This window comes from Exiguobacterium sp. SH1S21 (genome assembly GCF_004337175.1).
Classification (GTDB): Bacteria; Bacillota; Bacilli; order Exiguobacteriales; family Exiguobacteriaceae; genus Exiguobacterium; species Exiguobacterium aurantiacum_A.
In genome coordinates this window covers 23,901-49,459 of record NZ_SJUY01000007.1, presented here as the reverse complement: position 1 = coordinate 49,459, position 25,559 = coordinate 23,901, and the positions used below count along the sequence as shown (strand labels likewise).

The 25,559-nt window shown below is 51.8% G+C and carries 26 protein-coding genes; 18 read left to right on the top strand and 8 right to left on the bottom strand.

The window, feature by feature from the left end:
* Nucleotides 1-4: 4 nt before the first annotated feature.
* Together EVJ24_RS10420 and EVJ24_RS10415 are read left to right on the top strand one after the other, a co-directional pair.
* Nucleotides 5-481 (top strand): DMT family transporter, encoded by a 477-nt coding sequence (locus EVJ24_RS10420; RefSeq protein WP_131441259.1) that lies wholly within the window; start codon nucleotides 5-7, stop codon nucleotides 479-481.
* 126 nt (nucleotides 482-607) lie between these two features.
* The gene (locus EVJ24_RS10415; RefSeq protein ID WP_236637634.1) at nucleotides 608-1,897 is read left to right on the top strand and encodes a hemolysin family protein; all 1,290 of its coding nucleotides are present in this window, start codon (nucleotides 608-610) and stop codon (nucleotides 1,895-1,897) included.
* Nucleotides 1,898-1,909: 12 nt separating this feature from the next.
* Here EVJ24_RS10415 and EVJ24_RS10410 read toward each other — a convergent pair whose 3' ends face one another.
* Together EVJ24_RS10410 and EVJ24_RS10405 are read right to left on the bottom strand one after the other, a co-directional pair.
* Entirely contained in the window at nucleotides 1,910-3,088 is a 1,179-nt protein-coding gene (locus EVJ24_RS10410) for an amidohydrolase (RefSeq protein ID WP_442899263.1), read from the bottom strand.
* A 20-nt stretch (nucleotides 3,089-3,108) separates the two neighbouring features.
* Entirely contained in the window at nucleotides 3,109-3,537 is a 429-nt protein-coding gene (locus EVJ24_RS10405) for an NUDIX hydrolase (protein ID WP_131441256.1), read from the bottom strand.
* 138 nt (nucleotides 3,538-3,675) lie between these two features.
* Here EVJ24_RS10405 and EVJ24_RS10400 point away from each other — a divergent pair, with 138 nt between their 5' ends.
* Nucleotides 3,676-4,224, top strand: a complete 549-nt coding sequence (locus EVJ24_RS10400) for a LemA family protein (RefSeq protein WP_131441255.1) — start codon at nucleotides 3,676-3,678, stop codon at nucleotides 4,222-4,224.
* A 21-nt stretch (nucleotides 4,225-4,245) separates the two neighbouring features.
* Nucleotides 4,246-5,127, top strand: coding sequence for a zinc metalloprotease HtpX (gene htpX, locus EVJ24_RS10395; RefSeq protein WP_236636370.1), 882 nt, complete (start codon nucleotides 4,246-4,248; stop codon nucleotides 5,125-5,127).
* A gap of 581 nt (nucleotides 5,128-5,708) precedes the next feature.
* Here htpX and nagE read toward each other — a convergent pair.
* The 3 genes from nagE to EVJ24_RS10380 are packed head-to-tail and all read right to left on the bottom strand — an operon-like array spanning nucleotide 5,709 to nucleotide 8,531.
* Nucleotides 5,709-7,196 (bottom strand): N-acetylglucosamine-specific PTS transporter subunit IIBC, encoded by a 1,488-nt coding sequence (gene nagE, locus EVJ24_RS10390; protein WP_131441253.1) that lies wholly within the window; start codon nucleotides 7,194-7,196, stop codon nucleotides 5,709-5,711.
* Nucleotides 7,193-8,041: a PRD domain-containing protein gene (locus EVJ24_RS10385; protein ID WP_131441252.1), complete on the bottom strand. Its 849-nt coding sequence runs from the start codon at nucleotides 8,039-8,041 to the stop codon at nucleotides 7,193-7,195. The genes nagE and EVJ24_RS10385 overlap by 4 nt, the downstream gene beginning before the upstream one ends.
* Nucleotides 8,042-8,060: 19 nt before the next feature.
* Nucleotides 8,061-8,531, bottom strand: coding sequence for a PTS sugar transporter subunit IIA (locus tag EVJ24_RS10380; RefSeq protein ID WP_236633526.1), 471 nt, complete (start codon nucleotides 8,529-8,531; stop codon nucleotides 8,061-8,063).
* Nucleotides 8,532-9,006: 475 nt separating this feature from the next.
* Between EVJ24_RS10380 and EVJ24_RS10375 the strand changes: the two genes are divergently transcribed.
* Together EVJ24_RS10375 and EVJ24_RS10370 are read left to right on the top strand one after the other, a co-directional pair.
* Complete coding sequence (locus tag EVJ24_RS10375) at nucleotides 9,007-10,917, top strand: endonuclease MutS2 (RefSeq protein ID WP_131441251.1); 1,911 nt, start codon at nucleotides 9,007-9,009, stop codon at nucleotides 10,915-10,917.
* A 94-nt stretch (nucleotides 10,918-11,011) separates the two neighbouring features.
* Complete coding sequence (locus EVJ24_RS10370) at nucleotides 11,012-11,719, top strand: hypothetical protein (protein ID WP_131441250.1); 708 nt, start codon at nucleotides 11,012-11,014, stop codon at nucleotides 11,717-11,719.
* Nucleotides 11,720-11,750: 31 nt separating this feature from the next.
* On the opposite strand, the gene EVJ24_RS10365 is transcribed toward EVJ24_RS10370, so the two are convergent.
* Nucleotides 11,751-12,314: a hypothetical protein gene (locus tag EVJ24_RS10365; RefSeq protein ID WP_131441249.1), complete on the bottom strand. Its 564-nt coding sequence runs from the start codon at nucleotides 12,312-12,314 to the stop codon at nucleotides 11,751-11,753.
* A 143-nt stretch (nucleotides 12,315-12,457) separates the two neighbouring features.
* On the opposite strand from EVJ24_RS10365, the gene EVJ24_RS10360 reads away from it, so the two are divergent.
* From EVJ24_RS10360 to EVJ24_RS10335, 6 genes are all read left to right on the top strand, one after another.
* Nucleotides 12,458-13,105: a response regulator transcription factor gene (locus EVJ24_RS10360; protein ID WP_131441248.1), complete on the top strand. Its 648-nt coding sequence runs from the start codon at nucleotides 12,458-12,460 to the stop codon at nucleotides 13,103-13,105.
* Entirely contained in the window at nucleotides 13,105-14,373 is a 1,269-nt protein-coding gene (locus EVJ24_RS10355; RefSeq protein ID WP_131441247.1) for a HAMP domain-containing sensor histidine kinase, read from the top strand. The genes EVJ24_RS10360 and EVJ24_RS10355 overlap by 1 nt, the downstream gene beginning before the upstream one ends.
* Nucleotides 14,364-15,104: an AAA family ATPase gene (locus EVJ24_RS10350; protein WP_131441362.1), complete on the top strand. Its 741-nt coding sequence runs from the start codon at nucleotides 14,364-14,366 to the stop codon at nucleotides 15,102-15,104. The genes EVJ24_RS10355 and EVJ24_RS10350 overlap by 10 nt, the downstream gene beginning before the upstream one ends.
* Nucleotides 15,105-15,314: 210 nt before the next feature.
* Nucleotides 15,315-16,166, top strand: coding sequence for a BglG family transcription antiterminator LicT (gene licT, locus EVJ24_RS10345; RefSeq protein WP_131441246.1), 852 nt, complete (start codon nucleotides 15,315-15,317; stop codon nucleotides 16,164-16,166).
* A 100-nt stretch (nucleotides 16,167-16,266) separates the two neighbouring features.
* The gene (locus EVJ24_RS10340) at nucleotides 16,267-18,117 is read left to right on the top strand and encodes a beta-glucoside-specific PTS transporter subunit IIABC (protein ID WP_131441245.1); all 1,851 of its coding nucleotides are present in this window, start codon (nucleotides 16,267-16,269) and stop codon (nucleotides 18,115-18,117) included.
* 15 nt (nucleotides 18,118-18,132) lie between these two features.
* On the top strand, nucleotides 18,133-19,578 hold the full coding sequence (locus EVJ24_RS10335) for a glycoside hydrolase family 1 protein (RefSeq protein ID WP_131441244.1): 1,446 nt from the start codon (nucleotides 18,133-18,135) through the stop codon (nucleotides 19,576-19,578).
* A 130-nt stretch (nucleotides 19,579-19,708) separates the two neighbouring features.
* Here the strand turns inward: EVJ24_RS10335 and EVJ24_RS10330 are convergent, their stop codons facing one another.
* Nucleotides 19,709-20,143 (bottom strand): DUF6188 family protein, encoded by a 435-nt coding sequence (locus tag EVJ24_RS10330; protein ID WP_071398788.1) that lies wholly within the window; start codon nucleotides 20,141-20,143, stop codon nucleotides 19,709-19,711.
* Nucleotides 20,144-20,362: 219 nt separating this feature from the next.
* Between EVJ24_RS10330 and EVJ24_RS10325 the strand changes: the two genes are divergently transcribed.
* Both EVJ24_RS10325 and EVJ24_RS10320 read left to right on the top strand, forming a co-directional pair.
* Nucleotides 20,363-21,880, top strand: coding sequence for a GGDEF domain-containing protein (locus tag EVJ24_RS10325; RefSeq protein WP_131441243.1), 1,518 nt, complete (start codon nucleotides 20,363-20,365; stop codon nucleotides 21,878-21,880).
* Nucleotides 21,877-22,371, top strand: coding sequence for a hypothetical protein (locus EVJ24_RS10320; RefSeq protein ID WP_071398790.1), 495 nt, complete (start codon nucleotides 21,877-21,879; stop codon nucleotides 22,369-22,371). The genes EVJ24_RS10325 and EVJ24_RS10320 overlap by 4 nt, the downstream gene beginning before the upstream one ends.
* Nucleotides 22,372-22,414: 43 nt before the next feature.
* On the opposite strand, the gene EVJ24_RS10315 is transcribed toward EVJ24_RS10320, so the two are convergent.
* Nucleotides 22,415-23,287, bottom strand: a complete 873-nt coding sequence (locus tag EVJ24_RS10315; protein ID WP_161568749.1) for an ROK family protein — start codon at nucleotides 23,285-23,287, stop codon at nucleotides 22,415-22,417.
* Nucleotides 23,288-23,423: 136 nt separating this feature from the next.
* On the opposite strand from EVJ24_RS10315, the gene EVJ24_RS15535 reads away from it, so the two are divergent.
* From EVJ24_RS15535 to EVJ24_RS10300, 4 genes are read left to right on the top strand one after another with little or no spacing between them, the layout of a single operon-like run.
* A complete protein-coding gene (locus tag EVJ24_RS15535) occupies nucleotides 23,424-23,546 on the top strand; it encodes a hypothetical protein (RefSeq protein ID WP_269089712.1) in 123 nt (40 codons plus the stop codon).
* Nucleotides 23,543-24,244, top strand: coding sequence for an ABC transporter permease (locus EVJ24_RS10310; protein ID WP_131441241.1), 702 nt, complete (start codon nucleotides 23,543-23,545; stop codon nucleotides 24,242-24,244). Before EVJ24_RS15535 ends, EVJ24_RS10310 begins: the two co-directional genes overlap by 4 nt.
* Nucleotides 24,237-24,848: a class I SAM-dependent methyltransferase gene (locus EVJ24_RS10305; protein WP_131441240.1), complete on the top strand. Its 612-nt coding sequence runs from the start codon at nucleotides 24,237-24,239 to the stop codon at nucleotides 24,846-24,848. The genes EVJ24_RS10310 and EVJ24_RS10305 overlap by 8 nt, the downstream gene beginning before the upstream one ends.
* 16 nt (nucleotides 24,849-24,864) lie before the next feature.
* Entirely contained in the window at nucleotides 24,865-25,527 is a 663-nt protein-coding gene (locus tag EVJ24_RS10300) for an NAD(P)H-dependent oxidoreductase (protein ID WP_131441239.1), read from the top strand.
* The last annotated feature ends 32 nt before the right edge of the window (nucleotides 25,528-25,559 follow it).

Here is a 25,559-nt window from a genome sequence, read left to right as displayed (position 1 = left end):
GTTCATGTTAGTAGGAATCATTTGTTCAGCGGTGGCTGGCGCGTTCATCAGTGTACAAGCGGCGGTCAATGCCAAAATGAACGTGTATTTAGGAGCTTGGGCGACGACCGTGCTCGTCTTTATCGTCGGATTCGTCGGGTCGCTCGTCCCGCTCGCACTTTTCGGCGGAAACATCCGCGGCATGTTCGACATTTCACCGATTTACGCGCTCGGTGGTTTGCTCGGTGTCGGTGTCGTCTTTTGTGTGATGCGCAGCATCCAACTGCTCGGCCCGACATTATCCGTCTCAATCATTCTCGTCTCCCAGTTGATTTGGGCACTCGGCGTCGATCTCTTCGGAGCGTTCGGAATGCCGCGGTTATCATTGTCACCAGGCCAAGTCATCGGGTTGATGATCTTGCTACTAGGGGTGATTGTATTCAAACAAGCTCAGGCGGCAGCAATCGATCGTCAAGCGACGGAACAGGCTACTTCGCAATGAAGTGGCTTTTTTCGTGAGCAAAACGGGTACAGGTGGATAATGAATCTCTGATATGATGAGATGGAGTAGTACGAAATATACGTAGAGGTGATGAAAAAAGTGGATTCTTCCATAGTAATTGATTTAATGATCGTCATATTTTTGATCGTGTTGAACGGGGTGTTCGCGATGACAGAGATCGCGCTCATCTCATCGAAACCGGCAAAACTTGAAGTTGAGGCGAATCGAGGTAAACGCAGCGCCAAGATTGCGCTCAAACATTCAAAAGACCCGACAGACCTGTTGTCGACCGTCCAAGTCGGGATCACATTGATCGGGATCATCAACGGGGCTTACGGGGGCGCGCGTTTTTCAACACCGCTCGCTGACTTATTCGCACAGCTCGGAATGAGCGCGCAGTACGCGCCGACGGTCGGTTATGTCGTCGTCGTCACGATCATCACATATTTGTCGCTCATCATCGGAGAGCTTGTCCCGAAACGGATTGCGCTCGTGTCACCTGAACAGGTCACGATGTCGATCATTCCGGCGCTTGATTTGTTCAGCAAAGTCATGCGCCCGTTCATTTGGATCTTATCGAAATCGACACTGTTCTTGTTCAAATTGCTCGGCTTGAAAGCAGAACAGTCGAGTGGGGAGACCGAGCTCGAAATCAAACAGTTGTTGTTCGAAGGGGCGCAGCAAGGGGCGTTCGCCCATGAAGAAGTGCAACAAGTCGAGCGCGTCTTCGCTTTCCACGACCAGTTGATCTACGAACTGATGCAGCCGCGGACGATGCTCGAATGGGTCGACCTCGAGGATGACATGGACGATATTAAAAAATCGATTTATGAGAGCAAACACAACAAACTTCCAGTCGGACGCGATTCGCTCGACGAGTTCGTCGGCTACATCGATGTCCGTGATATTTTAACGCTCGCGACGTTGCGTGAGCCGTCACAAATTTTAAAACGCATCAAGCAGCCGCTCATCGTGCCAAAGCAACGCGAGGCCAGCCAAGTGCTGCAGATGATGCAAAAGAACGGCGTTGAAATCGCGTTCGTGCTCGATGAATACGGTGGCTTCCTCGGTATGGTCACGTTGTTCGACATACTAGAAGAGATTGTCGGAGAAGTGATGATTGAAGAAGAGACGCCGGAAGTGGTCCGCCGCGCGGACGGGACGTACTTGGCGGATGGCTTGCTCGGGATTGAAGATTTAAAACGGACGTTCGGGATTCGAGATAACCGTTTCGATGAGGGCCGTAATTTGTACCACACGCTAGCAGGGCTCGTCATTTACTCGCTCGGTGACTTCCCGAAACGCGGAGACATCGTCGAGGCGTACGGGTTACGTTTCGAAGTCGTCGATATGGACGGGAAACGTGTCGACCAAGTTCTCGTGTCGATGTTATCAGAAACGCCAAACGAAGACTGATGCCTTAGGGCGTCAGTCTTCGTTTTTGTGTGTGTTCCATGTTTCGAACGCCGCGCGCATTAGGACGCGGGCGGTGTTTAGCATGGCCCGTTCGTCCACATCAAAGCGAGGATGGTGGTGAGGGAAGACGGCGCCGACCTCAGGATTGCCGGCCCCGGCGAAAAAGAAGCTACCGGGAACGTGTTGCATGTAGTAGGCGAAATCTTCTCCGACCATGAGCGGAGACATCTCGATGACGCCGGCTTCACCGACGACGCGAGCTGCACTTTGGCGAACATGCTCCGTCTCGGCGTAATGATTGATGACGGGAGGGTAGCCGCGGATATATTCGAGCTCATACGTCGCCTCGCTCGCCGCGCAGACGTGGGAGATGGTGCGCTCCATCTCTGCGATGATCCGTTCTTGTGTTTCTAGTGTGAACGTTCGGACTGTCCCCGATAACTTCGCTTCGTCAGCAATCACGTTGAACGCCTGGCCCGCGGTGAACGTGCCGACGCTTAAGACGGCCGGTTCGAGCGGATCGGTGCGACGGCTGATGACTTGTTGCAACTGACCGACGACGTTCGCCCCGACCATGACGGCATCGATCGTATGTTGCGGAATCGCGCCGTGGCCGCCTTTCCCTTTGATCGTCAGCTCGAAGCGATCGGCTGCGGCCATGATCGGACCTGCTTTTACCCCGATCGTGCCGTACGGGAGCGGCGTCCAGATGTGAGCGCCGAAGATGTAGTCGACACCGTCCAAGCAGCCGTCTTCGATCATCGGTTCGGCTCCTCCGGGCGCGAGTTCTTCCGCAAACTGATGGATGAGAACGACGTCTCCCGGCAGGTCGATCTCACTCAAAGCTTTGGCGAGCACGAGCAGTGTCGCCGTATGGGCGTCATGGCCGCACGCATGCATCGAACCGTTCACTTTTGAGCGGTACGGCACGTCTTTCAAGTCTTGGATCGGCAAAGCGTCAAAGTCGGCCCGGAAGGCGATGGTTGGTCCGTTACCGCCTCGAATGCGTCCAACGACACCGTTGCCACCGACGCCTTCGCGGACTTCGAGGCCGAGCTTGCGCAAATAAGCGGCAATCGTTTTTGGTGTCTCTTGTTCTTCAAACGACAGTTCGGGATATTGGTGAAAATGACGTCGAAGCGTCACCATTTCGTCGTACAGATCCGTCAATCTTGAATCGAGGTCAGTCATAAGCATGATTTGCACTCCTGTCAGTTGATCATTTTTGGTTGAAGCAAGGCCCATACGTCATGTGAATCCAAATCGTCAAGAATTGGACGATGTAATAACTTTTGCGCTTCGTCAGCCGTTACCCATCTGGCGTCACTATGTTCCTCGGAGAGGGTGACGGTTGTCACGATCGGGTGAGCCAAGTACGTCATGATGACGACTTGGCGATTCGGGTCGGTCAAAAACGTCGTAGCGTACAACAATTGTTGGATCTCGACACGCAAACCGGACTCTTCGAATACTTCCCGTTCAAGGGCATGTTCGAGCGTCTCGCCAAAGTCAAGTTTACCGCCGACGAGCTCCCATGTGCCGGGATCGACCTCGTCATCGGCTGCCCGTTTGATGATGAGGAGGTGGTCGTCTTGCACAATTACCGCTTTCACGGCAACAACGATGGTAGGAATGGACATTGTGACACTCCTTTGCATGAATTCGTGAGGGAACCCACAGTAGATATGAACCATTTTCTACATATTCCCTAAGTTATGCTTATGGTATACGACGAAAGGGAATTAATACAGAAGTAAATCATGAAATGAGGTGTTGAAATGGGTTGGATTATCGCAATTGGTATCATCGTCGTCTTGGCGGTCATCTATTTTTCGATGTACAACGGACTTGTCAAATATCGAAACTGGGTCGACGAGTCGTGGGCGCAGATCGACGTTCAGCTGAAACGCCGTTACGACTTGATTCCGAACTTGGTCGAGACGGTGAAAGGGTATGCGAAGCATGAACAAGAGACGCTCACGAAAGTCGTCGAGCTACGAAACCAGCTTGGCTCGAAGACGAGCCGTCAAGAACAGATGGAAGTGAACGATCAACTGAGCGGTGCGCTCAAAAACTTGTTCGCGCTGCGAGAGGCGTATCCAGATTTGAAAGCGAACGAGAACTTTTTGATGCTCCAAGAAGAGTTGACCCAGACAGAGAACAAAATCGCTTACTCGCGACAGCTTTATAACAATACGGTCATGAAATACAATACGAAAATCGAATCGGTCCCGACGAACATCATCGCTTCCGTCCATAAGTTCGAAAAACGCGACATGCTCGAGGCGCGCGAAGAAGAACGCGAGAACGTTCGCGTCTCATTCTAATGGATTGGAGTGGCGACGATGATTCTGTATGAACAAATCCGCAAGAATAAGATTAAAACCGTGTTCATCGTGGCTGGATTCGTCCTCCTCGTCTTAGCCGTCGGGGTTGTCATCTCGTATTTGAACTATGGCGATCCACTCCCGGGGCTCATCTTCACTCCGGTGTTCTCGTTGTTTTACATCGGGATCGTCATCATGTCGAGCACGAATATCGTCATGAAGATGAATCACGCCCAAGAGATCACATCGGTCGAACAACATCGTTTCTTATGGCACACGGTCGAGAACATGGCGATGGTCGCCCGTGTCCCGATGCCACGGATTTTCATCATCAATGACCCGTCACCGAACGCGTTCGCGACCGGGCTCAAACCCGAGAAGGCGGCAGTCGCCGTGACGACTGGTTTAATGGATCAGTTGACCCGCGAAGAACTCGAAGGTGTCATCGCCCACGAGGTCGCGCATATTAAAAACTATGACGTCCGCCTGGCGACGGTGACGCTCGCGCTCGTCTCCGTCATCGCCATCATGAGTGACATCGGCTCCCGGATGCTGTTTTTCCGAAGTATCGGTGGACGGCGGGACAACAACCAAAATCCGATCTTTATGATCGTCGGGCTCGTCCTGTTGATTTTAGCCCCGATCATCGCAACGCTCGTCAACCTGGCTATCTCGCGAAATCGTGAGTTTTTGGCTGATGCGAGCGGAGCCGAACTGACGCGGAACCCGGACGCACTCGCTTCGGCGCTCGAGAAAATTGCTAACGTCAAAACGCCAGTGAAAGAGGCGTCACGGGCGTCGGCATCACTTTATTTTTCGGATCCTATGAAGAAAAAGCTGAGCGGGCTGTTCTCGACACACCCGAATCCGGAAGAACGGATTGCCAGACTGCGAAGCATGTAGCACATAACACAGGTCCTCTTTTTAGGAAGAGGGCTTTTTTGTATGTAAAGAAACCCGGGATTACAATCATCTCTTTTCGTAAAGCCAGTTTGTATCGATGTTGAATGGGAATGATAGTAAAAAGAGGATGGATTGGAGGGGACCCCATGTTTGAGTCGGCACTCGAGCTAGGCATCGTCATATTTTTATTGATTTATGCCATCACGGTTTCACTGATGTTGATGTCAGTCAAAAAGAAGAGCTAAGCGGATACACTCACATGATCAAAAGTCAGGCTTGGCTATGGTTCGGTCATGAACATGTCCGATTTTTCATATGACATTATGAAGGGAAATTGGAAGAGGAGTGAGTTAAGATTAAGACGTTGACCAAGTACATAGGGATAGGACTGGCGCTGTTCATTGGGCTGTCTATACTCGGATTTTTCGGATATAACCCGTGGCGACTACTCGTTGAGCTATTCGTGTGGACAACGACATACGTATTGCCATGGGTTTTTCTTTATTTTTTTATTAAGTTCTACAAAACGTATGAGCAAAGACAGTAAAAAGCCACCTCGCTATGGAGGTGGCTTTCGTTCGTCATCCGGCGCGGTTGCTCCGGAGTTTTTCAATTTCCTCGAGGACGAATTGAACGTTCGTCCCGACGATGACTTGAATATGGTTCGGGCTGACGACTTTAATTCCTGGGATGCCCGCTTTCTTAATTTGCGTTTGATCGACCGTATCCATGTCTTTGACGTCGACACGGAGACGTGTGACACACGATTCGATACCGGTGACGTTTTGGTCACCACCGAGACCGTCATAAATCATGGCTGCCATCGCAGAGTACTGACCACCTGCTGCAACTGGTGCCGTTTTCGTTTCACCTTCAGGCGCTGTTTCTGTAGCAACTGCATCAACCTCTTCGTCCGACTCGCGACCTGGCGTTGCCAAGTTGAGTTTGACAATCATGAAGCGGAAGATCGTGTAGTAGATGGCACCGAAGACGAGGCCTTGGACGAGCAACATATACGGCTGGTTCGCAAGCGGTAGCCGTGAGCTGAGGACGAAGTCGACGAGACCGGCACTGAAGCCGAACCCGGCCGTCCATTGGAATGTGGCAGCGATAAAGAGTGACACGCCTGTCAACACAGCATGGACAAGGTAAAGAACTGGTGCGAGGAACATGAACGAGAACTCGAGCGGTTCCGTGACACCTGTGAAGAATGAAGCGAATGCTGCAGCGAGAAGGAGTGAGGCTGCTTGTTTTTTACGTTTTGTTTTCGCCGTATGATACATTGCGAGTGCTGCTGCCGGGAGACCGAACATCATGATTGGGAAGAATCCAGCTTGATAACGACCCGTGATCCCTTTCACACCCTCACCTGACCAGAAGTTACCGATGTCATTGATGCCGGCAACGTCAAACCAGAAGACAGAGTTCAAGGCGTGGTGAAGACCTGTCGGGATCAACAGACGGTTGAAGAATCCATAAAGTCCAGCCCCGATTGCGCCCATTTTAGAGATTGTTTCACCGAATCCGACGAGTCCTGTGTAGACGACCGGCCAGACGAAGTAAAGTGCGACCGAGACGAGAATCATCGAGAATGCCGTCATGATTGGGACGAGACGCTTGCCGCTAAAGAAGGCAAGGGCGTCAGGTAACTGCACGTGACTAAAGCGGTTATACATGGATGCGGCGACGAGACCTGACAAGATCCCAACGAACGCGTTAGCGATTTTACCGAACGCCGGGTTGACGGCTTCGACGTCTACACCTTGGAATAATGCGACTGTTGCTGCTGATAAAAGTGTCGTGACCGTGAGGAAAGCGACGAGACCACTGAGAGCGGCTGAGCCGTCACGGTTTTTCGCCATACCGAGGGCGACCCCGACAGCGAAGAGAATTGGAATGTTATCGATGATGGCTGCACCGGCTTTGATGAGGAAGGCGGCGGCGATGTTTTCAGAACCCCAGCCTACCGGGTCGATCCAGTAACCGATGCCCATGAGGATGGCCGCTGCAGGAAGTACCGCAACCGGCAACATGAGCGAACGTCCGAGACGTTGTAAAAAGTTCATCATTGTAAATGTCCTCCTTTTTGATGGTGTTGATCTTGCAGGCGTTGAATGTGGAGCGTGATGTAACCAAGCTCTGACTCGGGCAAGACGATGCCGTATAAGTTTTCCATTTCAGTTGCGACGTCAGACGCACACGCGTAAGCGGACGAGAATTTTGTTTGAATCATCTGAAGCATGTCCTCGTCGATCGTGTGATGATCGTAATGGTTGACCCGATCCATGACAAATCGTAAATGGGTTAATAAGCGTTGATAGGATAAGTCATCTTCTTCGATAGATAGGTCGAGTCGTCGTGAAATCGATTGAATCATGTCTCTTACGATCGTCGTCTGTTTGACCGTCTTGCGCAAATCACCTCCTTTCACTTTGAGTGTATGGATATGGAGCGCGATGAAGGCCGCTTCGTCTTTCGGCATCTTCAACCCGATTTTGTCCTCGATCAGTTGCAGCGCCCAGAGCCCGATCTCATATTCGTTGCGATACAAGATTTTGATCTCGTTCAACAGCTTGTTCCGAAGCGAGATCCCTTCTTCTTCACGCTCGATGGCAAACGAGATATGATCGGTCAGGACGACGTGGATGTGCTCATTGAACGTCGTCTCGAGCCGCTTCTCCGCATGCGTGATAATTTCTTCGGAAATGGTGAAGTGGTCGACCGGGATGCGGCTTAAGAGCTGTTGAAACTTATCGTTTTCCGACATGACGAATAGTTTTTCGATTTTATGCGGATTGACGATGTCGTTGCGCCCTTTTTTAAAGGCGACGCCTGGTCCGATGGCAATCTTTTCTTCACCTTCGTCTGAGACGATGACCGCGTTGTTGTTTAAGATTTTTTTGATTTTTAACATGTGTCCTCCTATCGAGGAGTCATTGTTCCGCTTGAGCGACGACAGTCTTTCCGGAAAGCGAGGGCCCGCCCGCGTGGAACGAGTAGGGGTGAGGTAAGTCGCTTCCGTTCGTGACGATCATCGGAGTGACCGTGTCCTTCCCGGCTTGATGAATCCGCTTCAAGTCCGCTGTCAACAAAGGATGTCCGACGTCAACATGGTCACCGACAGTGACGTGGACTGTGAACGGGTCTCCTGAAAGTTCGACCGTGTCGAGTCCGACGTGAATCAAAATCTCAGCTCCGTCTTCCGTCCGGATGCCGATGGCGTGCTTCGTCGGTGCGACTTGGACGATCGTTCCATTAGCCGGTGCGACGACTGTCCCGTTTGTCGGCTTAATGGCGATTCCGTCGCCCATCATCTTCTCGCTGAAGACGGGGTCGGCCACTTGCTCAAGTGGAATGATGTCTCCTTCCATGGGTGCATAAAGTGTCAGTGTATGTCTCTTCATCCACTTATTCAATAACATGTTCACTTCATCCTTTCCTTGCGAAAATGATTGTGAAAAAACAAAACAGGCATGGAGTATAGACGGGTGGCGTGAGCCTTTCGTCTTACCCCATGCCTGATCGAATCAGTCACATGTGATCAATATTCGTTTCTTCTGTCTCAACATAGCACGCTATCTAAAAGAAGACAAGACCTAATTTGTAAGCGCTATCTAAAAATGTACTTATTCTGAAATTTGTTGTATAGTGAAGACGAATCTTAAGTGAAAGGTGTTGCATGTTGATGAGTGAGGTCGTATCTGCCTAACGAACTGAAAAACGTAGGATGACGCGTGTTTTTGTCATGCCTTCATGTTCTGTTACGGATACCGCCCATCATAAACTGCCAGACACCGGTCTGTCTTTTTGCGTTGGTCGTCATCGACCGACGCTTTTTGTTTGCGCGGTATCTCCACCCTATTTCAAGGAGAGATCACCATGAACGAACAAACGTTAGAAAAACTACAATATACTGAACTCATCCAACGAGTCGAACGCTACTGCATCAGCGGGTTCGGTCGCAAGTTGCTCAGAAATCAACAACCGACGAGCCATTTACAAACGGTGAAGAAACGACTGCAAGAGACGTCGGAGGCACGATCCATTCTAGACGCCTCGTCGCACGTCCCGTTCATCGGGGTGTCCGACATGGAACCGCTCATCGGGAAAATCAGTCGTGGCATCCAACTCGAGGCGGGTGAACTTGAAGCCGTCGCTGAATTTTTCCGCGGAGCCCGCAAACTGAAACGATTCATGGCCGAGCAGACGTTCTTTGCACCGTTGTTATCTCTGTACGCGGACGAGATGAGTGAAAGGCGCTCGATCGAAGAAGAAATCGTTCGGTCGATTCGGGCCGGACGCGTCGTTGATGAGGCGTCAAAAGAACTGAAACGGATCCGGAAGCAAATCGATATTCTCGAAGGACGGATCGAGGAGCGGTTGACTAAATTTTTGAAGAGCGCGGCCAACCGTGAAGCGATTCAAGACGCGTTTGTGACGAAGAAGCAGGACCGATTCACGATCCCAATTAAGGCGTCGTACAAACATAAAGTCGCCGGGACGATCATCGATACGTCGAACCGGGGGACGACCGTGTTCATCGAGCCGGAAGCGATCAGCAAGCTGAACGCGGAACTCGCCGTCAAACGGACCGAGGAAGCGGTTGAAATCTATCAAGTGCTCGCGACGCTGACCGGTATCGTAGCCGAAGCGTTACCGGCGATTGAGACGACGCTCGACGTCATCGCCCAGTACGACATGGTATTCGCCAAAGGGAAGTATAGCCAGACGATCGAAGGAATTTCGCCACGCGTGAACGGGACCGGGAAAATTCGTTTGCGACAAGTCCGGCACCCGTTGCTTGATGGGGCGGTCCCGCTCGACTTCTCGCTCGGCGAGACGTACCGCGGACTCATCATCACCGGACCGAACGCCGGCGGGAAAACGGTCGTCTTGAAGACGATCGGCTTGCTTACTTTAATGACCATGAGCGGTTTGCACATCCCGGCTCATCCCGATACGGACATCTCGGCGTTTGACGACGTGTTCGTCGATATCGGTGACAATCAAGACATGGGTTCTGCCCTCAGCACGTTCTCGGCCCACATGAACAACGTGGCGACGATCATGCAGCGGGCCGGCAAGCGATCGCTGCTCTTATTTGACGAAATTGGGAGTGGGACCGAACCGAACGAAGGCGCGGCGCTCGCCATCGCGATTTTAGAAGAGGCGTACAAGCGCGGCTGTCTCGTCGTCGCCTCGACCCATTACGGGGAAATCAAAGCGTATTCCGAGGCGCATCCGGACTTCATGAACGCGGCGATGCAGTTCGACCCGGACACGCTCGAGCCGAAGTATCGGTTGTTGATCGGTCAGTCCGGTGACAGCAACGCGTTGTTCATTGCCCGGAAAATGAAGCTGCCCGAAGCGATTTTGAAACAGGCGTCACGTTATATGAAAGAAAAAGTATATGACCAGACACTCGTCGACACTTCGAAGCTGACACAAGAAGTGGTGAATGCGAAACCGGAACTGATCCAGCAATTTGAAAAAGGAGATCGCGTCCGATTACTCGAGACGAATCAAGTCGGGCTCGTCTATGCGACGGACGAGTCCGCACGACATGTCATGGTTTACACGGAAGGGAAGTTCAGCGACCATCCGTTGCGACGCGTCCGGCTTGAAGCGCAGGCGGTTGATCTCTATCCGGCGGGTTATGACTTAGAGACGTTGTTCGTAGACTATCGAGAGCGCAAAGAGGCGCATGATTTTGAGCGTGGCTCGAAGAAAGCGTTGCGTCGTGTTGAAAAAGAGATTCGGGCACGGCAACGCGCCGAACGTGGAGACTAAAAAGTGTATGACCTTAAGCGCTCGGGTAAGGACCAAGGACCGAGAGTCATGACGAAACGTCCGGCTGTCGGGTAATGTGTCGGAGGTGGACTAGATGTTTTGGTTAAGTTTGTGGTTTGCCATCGGATTTGCCTTGATCCACTACTTTTCAGGTCAACTGATTCACGTGCGCGAGACGCCACGGAGCCGCTTCTTGTCGCTCGCCGGTGGCGTCGCTGTCGCTTACGTGTTCTTGCATCTCTTGCCTGAACTGAATGAATACCAACGCGAGCTCGAAGGACATCTCGGGAGCGGTCTGTTCGCCTCGATCGAGAACCATATCCTCATCGTTAGTATGTTCGGTTTGGCCGTTTTTTACGGATTGGAGCGATTGGCATCCCAAATGAAAAAACGAGATGAAGGAAGCGTGTTTTGGATTCATATGGCGCTGTTCATCTTTTACAATTTTAGCATCGGGTATGTGCTCGCAGAGAGTGAGTTCGACACGATATGGGCGATGACGCTCTACTTTCTCGCGTTAGGGATTCATTTCATCACGGTCGATCAAGGGTTGAGACACCACCATCAACAGTTATATGACGAGCGGGGAAGGTTGTTGCTTTCACTCGCGGTGCTCGTCGGCTGGAGTGTCGGGGCGTTTTCAGCGCTTCATGAAGTCACGCTGTCGATGATTGTCGCCTTTTTGGCCGGTGGCATCATCTTGAACGTCATGAAAGAAGAGTTGCCCGAAGAGCGTGACAGCAGTTTTCGTGCCTTTTCCGTCGGGCTCATCGGATACGCGTTACTTTTATTGGCCATATGAAAAGGCAACCAAGATTTGGTTGCCTTTTTGCTTACAGTGAATTTGTACTCTGATTTTCTACATTGTCATCTGTTGAAGGTGTATTGTCGTCTTGGTTTGGACCACCGAATTGGCCACCGTGATGCGACCCGTGACCGTGTCGACCTCTGCCTCCCGGTCCTTGCATGTCTAGGTCGTCATAGCTTGTCACGTCGGCGAATCGCTCCTCATGTTCAGCTAAAATCGCGTCGGCTTCCGCTTGCGTCAAATTACCGTTCTCGACCGCTGCATCAAGTTTCACTTCGTGTGAGGCGATGATCGCGTCAATGAATGCGTCGACCGTGATGCCTTTCTCTTCTGCGAGCTCAGGAAGCGACTGTCCTTCTTCGCGTGCCGCTTCGACCTCGGCTTCGGTCAAACCGAGCGCCTCAAGCAACGCCGCTTGTCCGGCTGCCCGGTCTCCGAACATGCCGCGTTCACCACGTTCGCATTGCGTCGAAGCTTCCGTCGATTCTGTCGTTTCAGTTGTCGTCGTCTCGTTCGTGGCTGCGTAGGCGCCTGTGCCCGAAACGGCAAGCAGGCCGGCCAAAGCGAGTGCTAATTTTGATGATTTCATGTGTATCTCCTCCTTTTACTACCTCAAGTGTAGATCTTGCCCGCCGGCAAGTTGTGAGGGAGTTGCAAGGTTTTTGCAAATTGTATTTGGGAAACGATGGGATGCTTTCTTGATGCGATATAATGGGAGTGGAGGCGATACAGATGAACGTGCTCGTAGTGGAAGATGAAGAGAAGCTAGCGGACGGGATGGCCCGTTTTTTGACGTACTCGGGCTTTACTGTCAGCGTGGCGGGGACACTCGCCGAGGCGAAACGACTGCTTGATCAGCCGTTCGATGCGGTACTGCTCGACGTTCGCCTGCCGGACGGGGAAGGATGGACGCTCATTCCGAGATTACAGACACTTCAGCCGCGGCCGGCGATCGTGTTGACGACGGCACGTGGGGAAGCCGATGACCGGGTGTTCGGTCTTGAGCTCGGTGCTGACGACTATTTGGTCAAACCGATCGTCTTGAAGGAGCTCGAGATTCGATTGAAGCGTCTCGTCAAGCAGACGGATGGCATCGTGTTCGGTGATCTGAAAGTTGATGAAAAATCACGGACGGTGACGGAAGACGGGAAACCGATTCGATTGGCCAATAAGGAGTACGAACTGCTGCTCTATTTCATGAAGCATATCGGGGAAGCGCTTGACCGGAACCGATTGCTCGACGACGTGTGGGACTATACGTTCGTCGGTGACACGAGGACGGTCGACACGCACGTTAAACAGCTCCGCGACAAGTCCAAGACGATCAAACGGCAGTTGAAGACGGTGCATCGGGTCGGTTATCGATTGGAGGACGTGTGATGAACCGGTTGATGAAAAAGTTGTTGTGGACCGCCATTCTCCCGCTCGTGGTCATGGCCGTGCTCACGTTCGGACTCACGTCGCTCTTGATCGGCCGCTTTGCCGAGACGGAAAGTTACGCCCAGCTCGAGCGTGAAGCGGACATCGTCTATGACGCGTTAGCTGAAGGGCGAGGCATACCGGGACAGCTCAACGTCCTCGTGTTTCAAGACGGCGAACCGATCGATCTTGACCGAGGCGGACGGATGCGGAGACAGATGACACCGACGCTGAACCCGGACGCATTGGCGGAACGCGATCAAGTCAGCATAAACGGGACGCGTCTCTTGACGTTTTTACGAGAAGAAGGAGACGTTCAAATCGTGACGTATACGAATGCACCGCTAGCGAATCCCCAGTTCCGTCAAATCTATATGATTCTCGGGAGTGGCTTCCTGCTCTCCCTCGTCGCGGCGATAGGCGTGACGTATTGGATGGGGCGGCGCTTGACGTCACCGCTCGTCCAATTGAAACAAGCGGCAACGGCGATCATGGCAGGCACACACACGATCAGCTTGCCGCCGGTCACAGACGATGAAATCGGTGATTTGACGGGAGCGGTCGATCAGATGAATCGTGCGCTTCAAGAAAAAGAGACGCTGCAAAAGACGTTCATCTCTGGGGTCACACACGATGTCCGGACACCGCTCGCCATCGTTCGCAACGAGGCAGAGATGCTCGAGCTTGGCGTGGTTAAGCCAGAAGACGTCTCGTCGACGGGACGGAGCATGACCGAAGAAGTTGACCGGATCGATCGTCTCGTCACGCAGATGCTCGAGTACTCGAAGTTATCGTCACGAAGTCTGCCGCTCCAAATCGAGCCGATCCGATTGGACGGACTCGTTCGTGAGACGGTGGCACGAATGGAAGACTGGTTCCGGCATAAACAAGTCACCGTCCAACTCGAACTCGAAGCAGTCACGCTACAAGCCGACCAAACGGCGATGGAACGGGTGTTGTCCAACTTTCTTCATAACGCCTACCAGGTAAGTCCCGATGGTGGCGTCATCACAATCAGAATTGTCGGAAACCGACTCGAGATCGAGGATCAAGGTCCGGGGCTCGATGATAGGATGCGTGCGAGCGTATGGGATATGTACGTCAAAGGTGACCGGTCGAACGGACACGGTCTTGGACTCGCCATCAACAAGTTGTTGCTCGAAGCGCAGCAACTCAATTACGGGGTCGAATCAAACGAGGGGGCGATTTTTTGGATCGAATGGGATTGAACTTATTTTTACGAGGTGTCCGCTTAGAACGAGATCGGATCGAAACGCCAGGGTATCCGTTTTCGCTCCCGATTTTTGAAGCGTTTGACGAATTGACGTTGACGAAGCCGGTCACGTTTTTAGTCGGGGAAAACGGCAGCGGCAAGTCGACGTTGATCGAAGGGATGGCGATTGCCGCTGGATTCAATCCGGAAGGCGGGGCGACGGCGTTCCGCTTTGAGACCGAGTCGACACATAGCCCGCTGTTCGAGGCGTTGCGCCCGATTCGTAGTGCGTATCGCCCGAAGGACGGTTTTTTCCTCCGGGCCGAGACGGCGTATCAGCTATCAAGTTATGTAGACAAAATAGCGCGATCGAGTCCTGACCCTGAACGGTTTTATGAATCGTATGGTGGTCGTTCGCTCCATGAGCAGTCACACGGGGAAGCGTTCTTGTCGCTCATGCTCCATCGTTTCCGGGGCGCGGGCCTCTATATTTTAGACGAGCCGGAGGCCGCGTTGTCGCCGATGCGTCAATTGACGATGCTCGCCCGGATGCATGAGCTCGTTCAATCAGGAAGCCAATTTATCATCGCGAGCCATTCACCGATTCTCATGTCGTATCCGGACGCGGCGATTTTGGAAGTCGAGGCGGGGCTAGCGCCGACGACGTTCGATGAACTCGAACACGTCCGGGTCATGCGCGACTTTTTAGCGGCACCGGAGCGGATGCAACGCATCTTGTTTGAGTGAAAAACGGTCATAGTGTAAGCGTTTTATTTTTCTGTTGACGTCAAGATTTCAAGAGAGTATGCTAATAGCGAGAAGAAGAAAATCCACTTTGGGATTGTTACTGGTCATGCAGGCAAAACCTAAATTGATGCCGCTCATCCAATCTTTTGGACCGGTGTGAATTTAGGTTTTTTTCTTTTCAATCGAACATGAGTGGAGGTGATAGGTTCCATGCAGATTTCAAAAGTGTTCAACAACAACGTCGTGGCCATTCAAGCAAACGGTCAAGAGCAAGTCGTCATGGGACGCGGGATTGCGTTTCAAAAACGTCCGGGTGATGCGATTGATCAAGCACGGATTGAAAAAATCTTCACGCTCGAGAGTGAAGAAAGCCACGAACGGTTCGTTCATTTTTTGAATGAAATGCCGGCGGTGGAGATGGATACGGTCAAAGAAATCGTCAAGCTCGCGGAGACGCGACTCGATAAACACGTTCACGATTCGCTTTACGTGACATTAGCCGACCACATCCATTTTGCACTCAGCCGATATCGCGATGGAATCATCATCCGCAACCCTCTCGTTTGGGAAGTGAAACGATTTTACACACAAGAATTTGCGATTGGAAAGGAAGCGGTCGCCCTCATCAATGAGCGGCACAACGTCAAGCTCGATGAGGATGAGGCGGTCGCAGTCGCCCTTCACCTCGTCAATGCAACGATGTCGGGAGCTAAGGGTGAGAACCTTCACCTCGTTACCGAGATGACACGAGCGACGCAAGCAATCCTCACAATCATCACATACCATTTCCAAATTGATTTGGATGAAGAATCGTATGCCTACTCCCGATTTTTGACCCATTTGAAGTACTTTGTGCAACGGCTCGCTTCAGGCGAGAAGATTAAACAAGGGGGCGACGAGACGCTGTTCGAAATGGTGAAACTGCGTTATCCGGACGCCTACGAATGCGTCGAGAAAATCAAAGGCTTGATTGCCACCAAGTATAACTACGACGTCTCGACTGATGAACGCCTCTACATGATGATTCATATCGAAAACTTAATGAAAGAACGACGATCCTAAGGATGGTTACTGCGGATGCAGGCCAAACCTAAATGACGACACTTCTCGTGTACGTTCATTTAGGTTTTTCTTTTTAACAAAAACTGAAGGAGTGAGAGAGATGAGCCAATATAAGGCACTCGCTGAAGACATCATTCGCCATGTCGGCGGGAAAGACAACGTGAAGAGCGTCTTCCATTGTGCGACACGTTTGCGGTTCAAGTTGAAGGATGAACAAAAGGCAAATCCGGAAGTGTTGAAAAATCACGACGGTGTCATCACGGTCGTACAAAGTGGCGGCCAGTTCCAAGTCGTCATCGGTAACAACGTTCCATACGTTTATGAAGATGTGGTCGCGGCGGGGGGGTTCCAAACGACGTCGAACGATCACGACGAGAAGACGGGTGTCTTTAACCGTTTGATTGATGTGATTGCCGGTATCTTCACACCAATTCTCGGCCCGATGGCCGGAAGCGGTTTACTGAAAGGGTTACTTGCGATTCTCGTCGCACTCGGTCTGCTAACACAAGACATGGGGACGTATATCGTCTTGAACGCCGCAGCAGATGCGCTGTTTTACTTCTTGCCGGTCATTCTCGGACATTCGGCCGCGAAGAAGTTTGGCGGCAATCCATACATTGGGATGATTATCGGGGGAGCGCTCGTCTATCCGGCTATCGTCGCGATGCAAGGAGCAGGCGAAACGCTCACGTTCCTCAATTTACCGGTCGTGTTGATGAGTTACGCGTCATCGGTCATCCCGATCATCCTGGCGTCATATGTGTCGTCGAAAGTCGAAAAATTCTTTAACGCACGTACACACGAAGCGGTCCGGAACTTTACGACACCGATGATGGCACTTATGATCGTCGTCCCGCTCACGTTCCTTGCCATCGGACCGGTCGCGACGTATGCGAGCCAAGGTCTGGCGAATGGCTACTCGTTCTTGTATGAGTTGAGCCCGATTGTCGCCATCGCCTTTATCGGCGCATTTTGGCAAGTGCTCGTCATGTTTGGTCTCCACTGGGGTCTCGTTCCAATCATTATCAACAACTTAGCAGTCGTCGGCATGGATACGATCGTCGTTGGTGTGTTAATGGCGACGTTCGGACAAGTCGGGGCGACGCTTGCGATAACGCTCAAAGCACGTGATCCGAAAACGAAAGGGCTCGGCACATCATCGACGATTGCCGGTGTGTTCGGGATCACCGAGCCAGCGATTTACGGATTGACGCTTCCGCGTAAAAAACCGTTCGTCTTTGGAATGATCGGTGGGGCGGCCGGAGGTGTCGTTGGAGGCATGCTTGGGACGGCGGCTTACGCTATGGGCGGACTCGGTGTATTCAGTGTCCCGGTCATGATTCCTGAGGCAGGTCTCGATATGACGTTCTACGGTGCCTTGATCGGTCTAGCGGTCGCGACGCTTGTCGCCTTCGGACTCACGTATACGTTGCATAAAGAGACAGATACGGTCGAGCAATCTATTAAGGAAGTTGCGCCTAGCGTGTCTGAACACGTCGGTTTCCCCGTATCGGCACCTGTGAAAGGGGAAGTCGTGTCGATCGATATCGTCCGTGACGAAGTGTTCTCGAGCGGTGCGATGGGTAAAGGAGTAGCAATCAAACCGAGCGAGGGCGTCGTTTATGCGCCATTCGACGGAGACGTCGTCACGATCTATCAGTCTAAGCATGCAATCGGCCTGCGATCAGATCGCGGCGTCGAAGTGCTCATCCACGTCGGACTCGACACGGTGCAATTGAACGGACAGTTTTTCGAGGCGTTCGTGACAAGCGGTCAGCGTGTCAAAGAAGGGGATGTGTTAGTCAAATTTGACCTCGAAGCGATTGCAAAAGCAGGCTACGACACGATTACACCGATCATCGTCACGAACACCGGAAATTACTTGGACGTCCTGCCGACACATGTCGGGGTCGTCGAACCAAACCACGACGTCTTGCGCGTCTTAGTCTAAGGGAGGAAACGGAACATGAAACAAGTAGCGAAAGACTTTTTATGGGGGGGCGCCACTGCGGCGAACCAATTTGAAGGCGGTTATCAGGAAGGTGGCAAAGGACTATCGATTGCCGATGTCATGCCGGGCGGAAAAAATCGGATGAAAATCATCCATGATCCGAGTTTCGATTTTGAACTTCATGACGAATACACGTATCCGAACCACGACGGGATCGATTTCTACAGCCGGTATAAAGAAGACATCGCACTCTTCAAAGAGATGGGATTCAAAACGTTCCGGATGTCGATTGCTTGGTCACGTATCTTCCCGAACGGCGACGAGCTCGAACCGAACGAAGACGGACTCAAATTTTATGACCGCGTCATCGATGAGCTCGTTTCGCAAGGAATCGAGCCGCTCGTCACGATCTCGCACTATGAGTTGCCGCTCCATTTGGCGACAGAATACGGAGGCTGGCGTAATCGTCGTCTCGTCGATTTTTTCGAGCGTTACAGCCGTGTCTTGTTCGAGCGTTATCAAGGGAAGGTTAAGTATTGGCTCACGTTCAATGAAATCAACGGCGCGCAGTTCATGCCGATGCTCAGCCTCGGTATGGCGATCCGTGAAGGTGATGACCAGCTGCAGTTGACATATCAAGGGCTCCATCATCAGCTCGTCGCGAGTGCCTTGGCGACGAAAGCGGCCCGTGAAATCGATCCGTCGATGCAAATCGGCTGTATGCTCATCGCGGCACCGGTCTATCCGTACAGCTCGAACCCAGAAGATATTTGGTACGCCCACGACGCAGAACGGATGATGAACTTCTTCTGTGGCGACGTGCATGCGCGCGGGGAGTATCCAGCGTTTGCGAAACGGTTCTTCCGTGACAACGGCATCGAGCTCGTGATCGAAGACGGAGATCTCGAGACGATGAAAGCCAATACGGTCGACTTCTTCTCGCTCAGTTACTATATGTCTCGGACAGAGAAAGCAGAAAAGACGGAGGACGAGGCTGCAGGTAACATCATGAGCGGGGTGAAGAATCCTTATCTTAAAGCGAGTGATTGGGGTTGGGAGATTGATCCGATGGGACTACGCGTCATTATGAACAAGTTATATGAGCGTTACGAACTGCCGCTCTTTATCGTTGAGAACGGTCTTGGCGCTTATGACAAAGTTGAAGCAGACGGTTCGATCCATGATAATTACCGTATCGACTACTTGCGTGACCATTTGAAAGCGATGGTCGAAGCAATCGAGGACGGTGTCGAAGTCATGGGCTATACGAGTTGGGGTTGCATCGACCTCGTAAGTGCCTCGACAGGTGAATATAGCAAGCGCTATGGTTTCATCTATGTCGACAAACACGACGACGGTTCAGGCACGCTCGAACGGTCACGTAAAGACTCATTTTTCTGGTATCAGGACGTTATTCAAACAAATGGTGCGAGCTTGTTTGAAGATGAAACGGTGAAATAGAAACAGACGGCCGCGGCCGTCTGTTTCTATGATTTCGTGATTTTACGCAATACGATAATGGCGAGGCTGACAGCGGCAGCAATCAGCATGTACATGCCGATTGACGAGAGTGTCTCTATCCAAAAATCCATTAGGCTTCCTCCTCGACGAAGAGTGCAAGCTCACCTTGGGGCATGGCGACGAGTAGATATTTGTCGCCGCCAATCGGCCGAGCATCTCCTGCCTGCCAACTCTCGAACTGGTCATGGTAACCGTTTATATATAAAACAGCATCGGATTCAAAAGTTAGTTCAAGATGGGGGTTGTCTTCGGATAAGTGGATGGTGCGGACGCGTTCGCGCCGCAGTTGAACGAGATGTTGGAGTTGTTCGTCTTCATCGAACGATAAAGCAGGCGTATGGATATGCCATGGTCCCTCGATGGATAACCAAGAGTCGTCTCCGTCTCGTTTAAAGTAGAGTAAATGATGGTTCGGGCCTGAACCAAAGTCGATCCCGACGAATGAGGATGCGGTAAATAGATGGTGTAAAATTTGTGTTGCCTCGAGATATTCGGTGCGGGTCACGCTTCCACCTCACTTGATTCGGTTAATTGCCTCTATCATTTCACGTTACTGTGCTAAAGTAAATGGAGAAATTATGTAAAATACCGGTCTGAAAATATTGGAAAATCTTTGAAGGAACTTAAAAGTTTGGTCAGTGATTGGGCAAATATCGTCCCGCATTTAAATAATCGCTCTATAATAGACGTGTAGAGATGACTATTGACGAAATGAGGGGTAGCGATGGTATACGGTTTATTGATTGTTGGCATCGTCCTGATCACACTCGTCATCAACGTTCTGCGCTTGATGACGACCCCATCTTTGAACCGTTGGCTACTCGTTGGGGCGAGTAGCCTTGTCGTGATTTGGCATGGGATTCTGTTCAACTTTTATGATTTACATTGGTCGGTGCTGCTGCTCATCGCGACCGGCCTCATCTGTTTTCAATGGACGGGCATGGTGACCGCCATTCTTGTCGGTTGGTTGCTCGTCTATAGCCAATCAGGAGACTTATCGTTTCCGTTGTTGCTCAGTTATATCTTTTTCGGACTCGGCGCCGCGCTCTTGTTCGGTTATATTAAACAATTGAAACGGGAACGCTCAGATCGGTTACGGATGTTGACGACAAGCTCTCGTCAATTGAACGTGTTTCGTGAAGTCAGCTTCACGATGCAAGATACGCTTGACCCGGACCGTCTCCTACAGACGATTTTGACGTCGGTGACGGCAGGTCATGGGCTCGGCTTCAACCGCTCGATCATCTTTTTTGCCGACCCGGAAAAAGACAGCATTTACGGCGTCATGGGGACGGGACCGATGAATCCCGAAGAAGGCTATCAAATTTGGGAAGAAATCACACGGCAACATTATGACCTTCAACGATTGATTGACGAGAAAGAGACGGACTCGACGCAAGACGAGCCATTGAACGAGCGAATTCGAAAAATGACGTTCCCATTTAAGGCCAATCATGTATTTAAACAGACACTCGACTCGGGCCGACCCCAACACGTCTATGCGAGCATCACCGATGATGCGGTCCTACGACTATTACATACAGAGTTACAGATGGACGAGTGCACAATTTTCCCGTTACATCATCAAGGTATCCCGTACGGATTGCTCGTCATCGATAACGTCGTCAACAAGAAGCCGATCACCCCTCAAAAAATCGATGGGGTTCGGCCCATCGCGGAACAGGCATCGCTTGCGTTGCATCAGACGACGCTTTATCAACGGATTGAGACGCTCGCACTCCGTGACGGACTGACTCGTTTGAAGAACCATCGCTCGTTCGAGCAAGATTTGGATGTATTGTTCCGCGAATGTGATGAAGACGAACTGTCGCTCATCGTCATGGACATCGACCACTTCAAACATTATAACGATACGAACGGTCATTTGGCGGGGAACGAACTGTTGACGCGACTCGCGAGCGTCATTCGCCGAAGTGTACCTGACGAACAGATGGCGTATCGGTTCGGCGGCGAGGAGTTTGTCGTCTTGCTCCCGCGATTCGATGAGATCGGAGCGACGCACGTGGCCGAAACGATTCGTTCAGCCGTTCTCGGTACAACATTCACGCACGGGAATCATCAACCGGATGGGCAGTTGACGCTCAGTTTTGGCGTCGCCTCGAAGCATACGCTTCGTGATCAGACGGTCGAACAGTTGATTGAATGTGCGGACCAGGCTCTTTATGCGGCCAAGTCACGCGGGAAAAATCAAGTCTGTCGCTGGGAAGGGGTGACGCTATGAGTGAGTTTAGCGTCATGATGATGGCGGTCGCCTTTATCGGGACCATCTTGCTGTCGAGCCGGTACTGCTATCTATTCATCTTACGTCACATCGCCAAGCGTGAGGCGGCGGTATTGCACGTTTCGTTACAAGACGTCTCGTTCTCGTTTGATCAGATGGTGTACTTTATTGCCTTGCCGACGACAATTCCCGAAGTAAGGGACGCGATGAAAGACGAGCTCATCATCGAGCCGTATTACGAGTCGCACTTCTTTCCTGACGTGAACGGGATACAAGTCTCCGTTAAATCGGGACAGGAAGTGATCCCGATTACGTATTTGCCAATCGATGATTTCAGTTTACCGATCTTAGATCGCTATCTAGAGACGCGGAAGATTGATGAGCGGACGAACCGCATCATTCGCGCTCACGTGATTGTTCATGATCGGACGCTCCAAGCGATCCGGGACGAGGTGTATCACCACTTGCATGAGGACCGAATCAGACAATAGAAAACAGGGTTTCCTTCACCAAGTGGCGATGGAAACCCTGTTTTTAGTTCGTTAAAAGGTGGAACCGGACAGCGCCGATCAAGTTGGCCTCATTGAAGTGGGCGCACGTCTCGACGTCGATCCGGAACGTACCGAACGAATCCGTGAGCGCATCGAGGTGACGCTTGATGCCGTCACGGACTTCAGGCCGCCGGCTGATGCCGCCACCGATCAAAATCCGTTCCGGGTCGAGCCCGAACTGGAGATTGTAGAGTCCGATCGCATTCCAACGATAGAAGTTTTCGAGTTCCTCATGAATACGTGAGTCCGATTGAAGGTCGAACACGTCTTTGCCGGTGAGGGGCAGTCCGAGGCGATCACTGCACCGCTTCACGAGAACGGCCGTCGCACCGACTTTACTCCACGTGCCGTCCGGGTGGGGGGCATTCGGGTCAAGAATCCAATAGCCATACTCGCCGCCATGGAAGTGTGAACCGACCATGACTTCGTTCGAGTCGATAAAAGCACCACCGACACCCGTGCCGATGACGACTGTCGCATAACGTTTCAAAGAAGCGGCGGCCCCGGTCCATCCTTCGGCGAGCGCTGCCGCGTTCGCATCGTTTAGGACGGTGACGGGTAAGTCGTACTGGTCTTGAAACGGCTCGAGGAAAGGCTGTTCGTGAATGTAAGGGAGGGCGGTAACGCCGTGAATCAACCCGGTCGACGAATCGACGGCGCCGGGAGCGCTAAAGGCGATTCCTTGAATCGGTCCCGCGGCTTGCGTGTTGTTCACGATTGCATCGATCTGTTCGAGAAATGATTTCCACGTCTTAGGGGTCGGGACGTGGTCGTTCGACAGAAGTGTCCCATCAGTTTGGACGACACCGTATTTGATACTCGTACCACCGATATCGATGGCTAAATAATGTTGCATAGTACTTACTCCTTTACCGGGGATTTTGTTGTCAAGGCTATGTTTGGGGCATGGTATGATAGATAGACAAGAACACATGCTTATCCACATTAGCGCACCATGCCAAATGATGCAAATCGGTCGTGAGGAGGTTCACATGGATGTTCATATCGGGAACGCCGGTTTTGAAACGGAAGAGGCGAAACGACAGCTGCGCGACTCGCTTCAATCGGTAAGCGGGACGTTGTTTGAAATGGTTGAACATGTGGCCGTGCGATGACAGCACGGTATTTATTAAAGCAACGCGTCACGGGCCATGCGGCCAAGCTTTTGAAAACGCGGCGGCTCCGGTTGTACATCATGTTTGCGCTCTTATTCTTTCTCGGCTATCAGTATATTTTGTTCTGGCAAGGCGGTCTTGATTGGGTCGGCGACGTTTCAGCGTTCGTTTGGGCGGTGCTCTTCCTGCTCCTTGTCGTCAACGATACGTTCTTCGTTTGGTTCGAACGAGCAGATGTCACGCAACGCAAAGAGCGGACGCTCATCAAGGCGTTGAAGCGCTATTCGCTGTATTATCATATCGTCAAGCTGATCATTAAATATGGTGTGGTCGTTTCGTTGTTTAGGCCAGTACTCGTCGAGTGGGGATGGACACATGCTTCAATTTTGTCATTCTTCTTATCCGTTCTCCTAATCGCTTGGCTCCATATGTGGACTCAGTACCAGTTAAAGATTCGGCGAAGTCATTGGATGTCGCGGGTTAGCGTCACGATCATCGCTTTGATTTGCCTATATGCATTCCTTGACGGCCGTCCGCTTGCGGCAGTCGCCTTCGGCAGTGGTTTCGTCGCACTGGCACTTTATGCCGGGGAAGGTTGGATGTCGCGTCAGCCGTACCTTGATCGCGAAATCGACTTGGCCGAGGCGTTGCATGATTCATTCTTCCAAAAAATCAAGAAGGGACACTTTCATGACTGAACAACAATATGAGCGACTGCTACAAATCGAGACGGCGAAGCCTCAGCAAGGCTTCCCGACCTCGGTCGAATACCATCGCTATGAGCCGACCCCATATGCTGCGCTCGACTTGTTGCGCGACACCTATCCGCTCGAGCCGACGGACACGATCATCGACTTTGGATCCGGAAAAGGGAGGTTGCCGTTTTATCTCGCCTACACGTTCCGTGTCCGCGCCATCGGGGTCGAGATGGATGGGAGCTATCACGAGGAGGCGCTTCAAAACTGGGTCAACTATACGAAAAAGCATCGGTCGCGTGGGAGCGTCCAGTTCGAGTGCGCGTATGCCGAACGGTTTATGATCCCACCTGAGGCGAACCGATTTTATTTCTTCAACCCGTTCTCGGTTCAAGTGTTCCGCCAAGTCGTTGCCAACATCCTCGACTCGGTCGAGCTCTCGCCGCGTCCGGCCGATATAATCCTCTACTATCCGTCCGACGATTATTTACACTTTTTGAATGATGAGACACCGTTCCGTTACGTCCAAGACGTCCGATTGCCGCTGAAGAATCTTCATGAACGGTTTCTCATTTATCGATTTGATATGATGGAGTCATCTTGGTAATGGGGAGTGGATTTGAGTGAAGAAAAAAGATATTTTAGAAGCGTACCGTTGGCGTCAAGCGACGAAAGAGTTCGACGCGGACCGCAAGATTGATGAAAGCGACTTTGAATTTATCCTGGAGACGGGACGGTTGTCACCGAGCTCATTCGGCTTCGAGCCGTGGCAGTTCGTCGTCGTCCGCCGCGAAGATTTACTTCGAAAAATCAAAGACAACACGTGGGGCGCTCAAGGACAAGCGTTGACGGCGAGCCATTTCGTCTTGATCTTGGCCCGGACTCCGCAAGAGATGCGCTATGATTCGGACTATCTGCGCCATATCATCACGGGCGTCCAAGGACGGACCGAGGACGAATATGCGCTCCGCGTCAAACGAGTACAGGAGTTCCAAGAACAAGATTATCGTCTGTTAGACGATGAACGAGTGTTCCAAGAGTGGATCAAGCGCCAGACGTACATCCCACTCGGCAACATGATGACGGCAGCAGCCCAAATCGGGATCGACTCATGTCCGATCGAGGGCTTCAACCAACAACAGATTGACGAACTGTTGATTTCAGAAGGTGTCATGGAACGCGGGGCCTGGTCGCTCTCGGCCATGGTCGCGTTCGGTTACCGGGCCCGTGATTTCGCGCCGAAGACGCGCCGCGACTTCAACGAGGTCGTCAAATACATCGGATGAAAAAAAAGCTCAATCGCCTCGACGCGATTGAG

What these genes read in the sequence shown, in the direction of transcription:
- EVJ24_RS10370 (WP_131441250.1), top strand. Translation starts at nt 11,012, where the DNA reads ATGTTTTGGTTAAGTTTGTGGTTTGCCATCGGATTTGCCTTGATCCAC.
- EVJ24_RS10305 (WP_131441240.1), top strand. Translation starts at nt 24,237, where the DNA reads ATGACTGAACAACAATATGAGCGACTGCTACAAATCGAGACGGCGAAG.
- EVJ24_RS10350 (WP_131441362.1), top strand. Translation starts at nt 14,364, where the DNA reads ATGGGATTGAACTTATTTTTACGAGGTGTCCGCTTAGAACGAGATCGG.
- EVJ24_RS10325 (WP_131441243.1), top strand. Translation starts at nt 20,363, where the DNA reads ATGGTATACGGTTTATTGATTGTTGGCATCGTCCTGATCACACTCGTC.
- EVJ24_RS10385 (WP_131441252.1), bottom strand. Translation starts at nt 8,041, where the DNA reads ATGTTAAAAATCAAAAAAATCTTAAACAACAACGCGGTCATCGTCTCA.
- EVJ24_RS15535 (WP_269089712.1), top strand. Translation starts at nt 23,424, where the DNA reads ATGGATGTTCATATCGGGAACGCCGGTTTTGAAACGGAAGAGGCGAAA.
- EVJ24_RS10355 (WP_131441247.1), top strand. Translation starts at nt 13,105, where the DNA reads ATGAACCGGTTGATGAAAAAGTTGTTGTGGACCGCCATTCTCCCGCTC.
- EVJ24_RS10405 (WP_131441256.1), bottom strand. Translation starts at nt 3,537, where the DNA reads ATGTCCATTCCTACCATCGTTGTTGCCGTGAAAGCGGTAATTGTGCAA.
- EVJ24_RS10380 (WP_236633526.1), bottom strand. Translation starts at nt 8,531, where the DNA reads ATGAAGAGACATACACTGACACTTTATGCACCCATGGAAGGAGACATC.
- EVJ24_RS10400 (WP_131441255.1), top strand. Translation starts at nt 3,676, where the DNA reads ATGGGTTGGATTATCGCAATTGGTATCATCGTCGTCTTGGCGGTCATC.
- nagE (WP_131441253.1), bottom strand. Translation starts at nt 7,196, where the DNA reads ATGATGAACTTTTTACAACGTCTCGGACGTTCGCTCATGTTGCCGGTT.
- EVJ24_RS10420 (WP_131441259.1), top strand. Translation starts at nt 5, where the DNA reads ATGTTAGTAGGAATCATTTGTTCAGCGGTGGCTGGCGCGTTCATCAGT.
- EVJ24_RS10410 (WP_442899263.1), bottom strand. Translation starts at nt 3,088, where the DNA reads ATGACTGACCTCGATTCAAGATTGACGGATCTGTACGACGAAATGGTG.
- EVJ24_RS10320 (WP_071398790.1), top strand. Translation starts at nt 21,877, where the DNA reads ATGAGTGAGTTTAGCGTCATGATGATGGCGGTCGCCTTTATCGGGACC.
- licT (WP_131441246.1), top strand. Translation starts at nt 15,315, where the DNA reads ATGCAGATTTCAAAAGTGTTCAACAACAACGTCGTGGCCATTCAAGCA.
- EVJ24_RS10315 (WP_161568749.1), bottom strand. Translation starts at nt 23,287, where the DNA reads ATGCAACATTATTTAGCCATCGATATCGGTGGTACGAGTATCAAATAC.
- EVJ24_RS10375 (WP_131441251.1), top strand. Translation starts at nt 9,007, where the DNA reads ATGAACGAACAAACGTTAGAAAAACTACAATATACTGAACTCATCCAA.
- EVJ24_RS10340 (WP_131441245.1), top strand. Translation starts at nt 16,267, where the DNA reads ATGAGCCAATATAAGGCACTCGCTGAAGACATCATTCGCCATGTCGGC.
- EVJ24_RS10310 (WP_131441241.1), top strand. Translation starts at nt 23,543, where the DNA reads ATGACAGCACGGTATTTATTAAAGCAACGCGTCACGGGCCATGCGGCC.
- EVJ24_RS10335 (WP_131441244.1), top strand. Translation starts at nt 18,133, where the DNA reads ATGAAACAAGTAGCGAAAGACTTTTTATGGGGGGGCGCCACTGCGGCG.
- EVJ24_RS10365 (WP_131441249.1), bottom strand. Translation starts at nt 12,314, where the DNA reads ATGAAATCATCAAAATTAGCACTCGCTTTGGCCGGCCTGCTTGCCGTT.
- EVJ24_RS10415 (WP_236637634.1), top strand. Translation starts at nt 608, where the DNA reads ATGATCGTCATATTTTTGATCGTGTTGAACGGGGTGTTCGCGATGACA.
- EVJ24_RS10360 (WP_131441248.1), top strand. Translation starts at nt 12,458, where the DNA reads ATGAACGTGCTCGTAGTGGAAGATGAAGAGAAGCTAGCGGACGGGATG.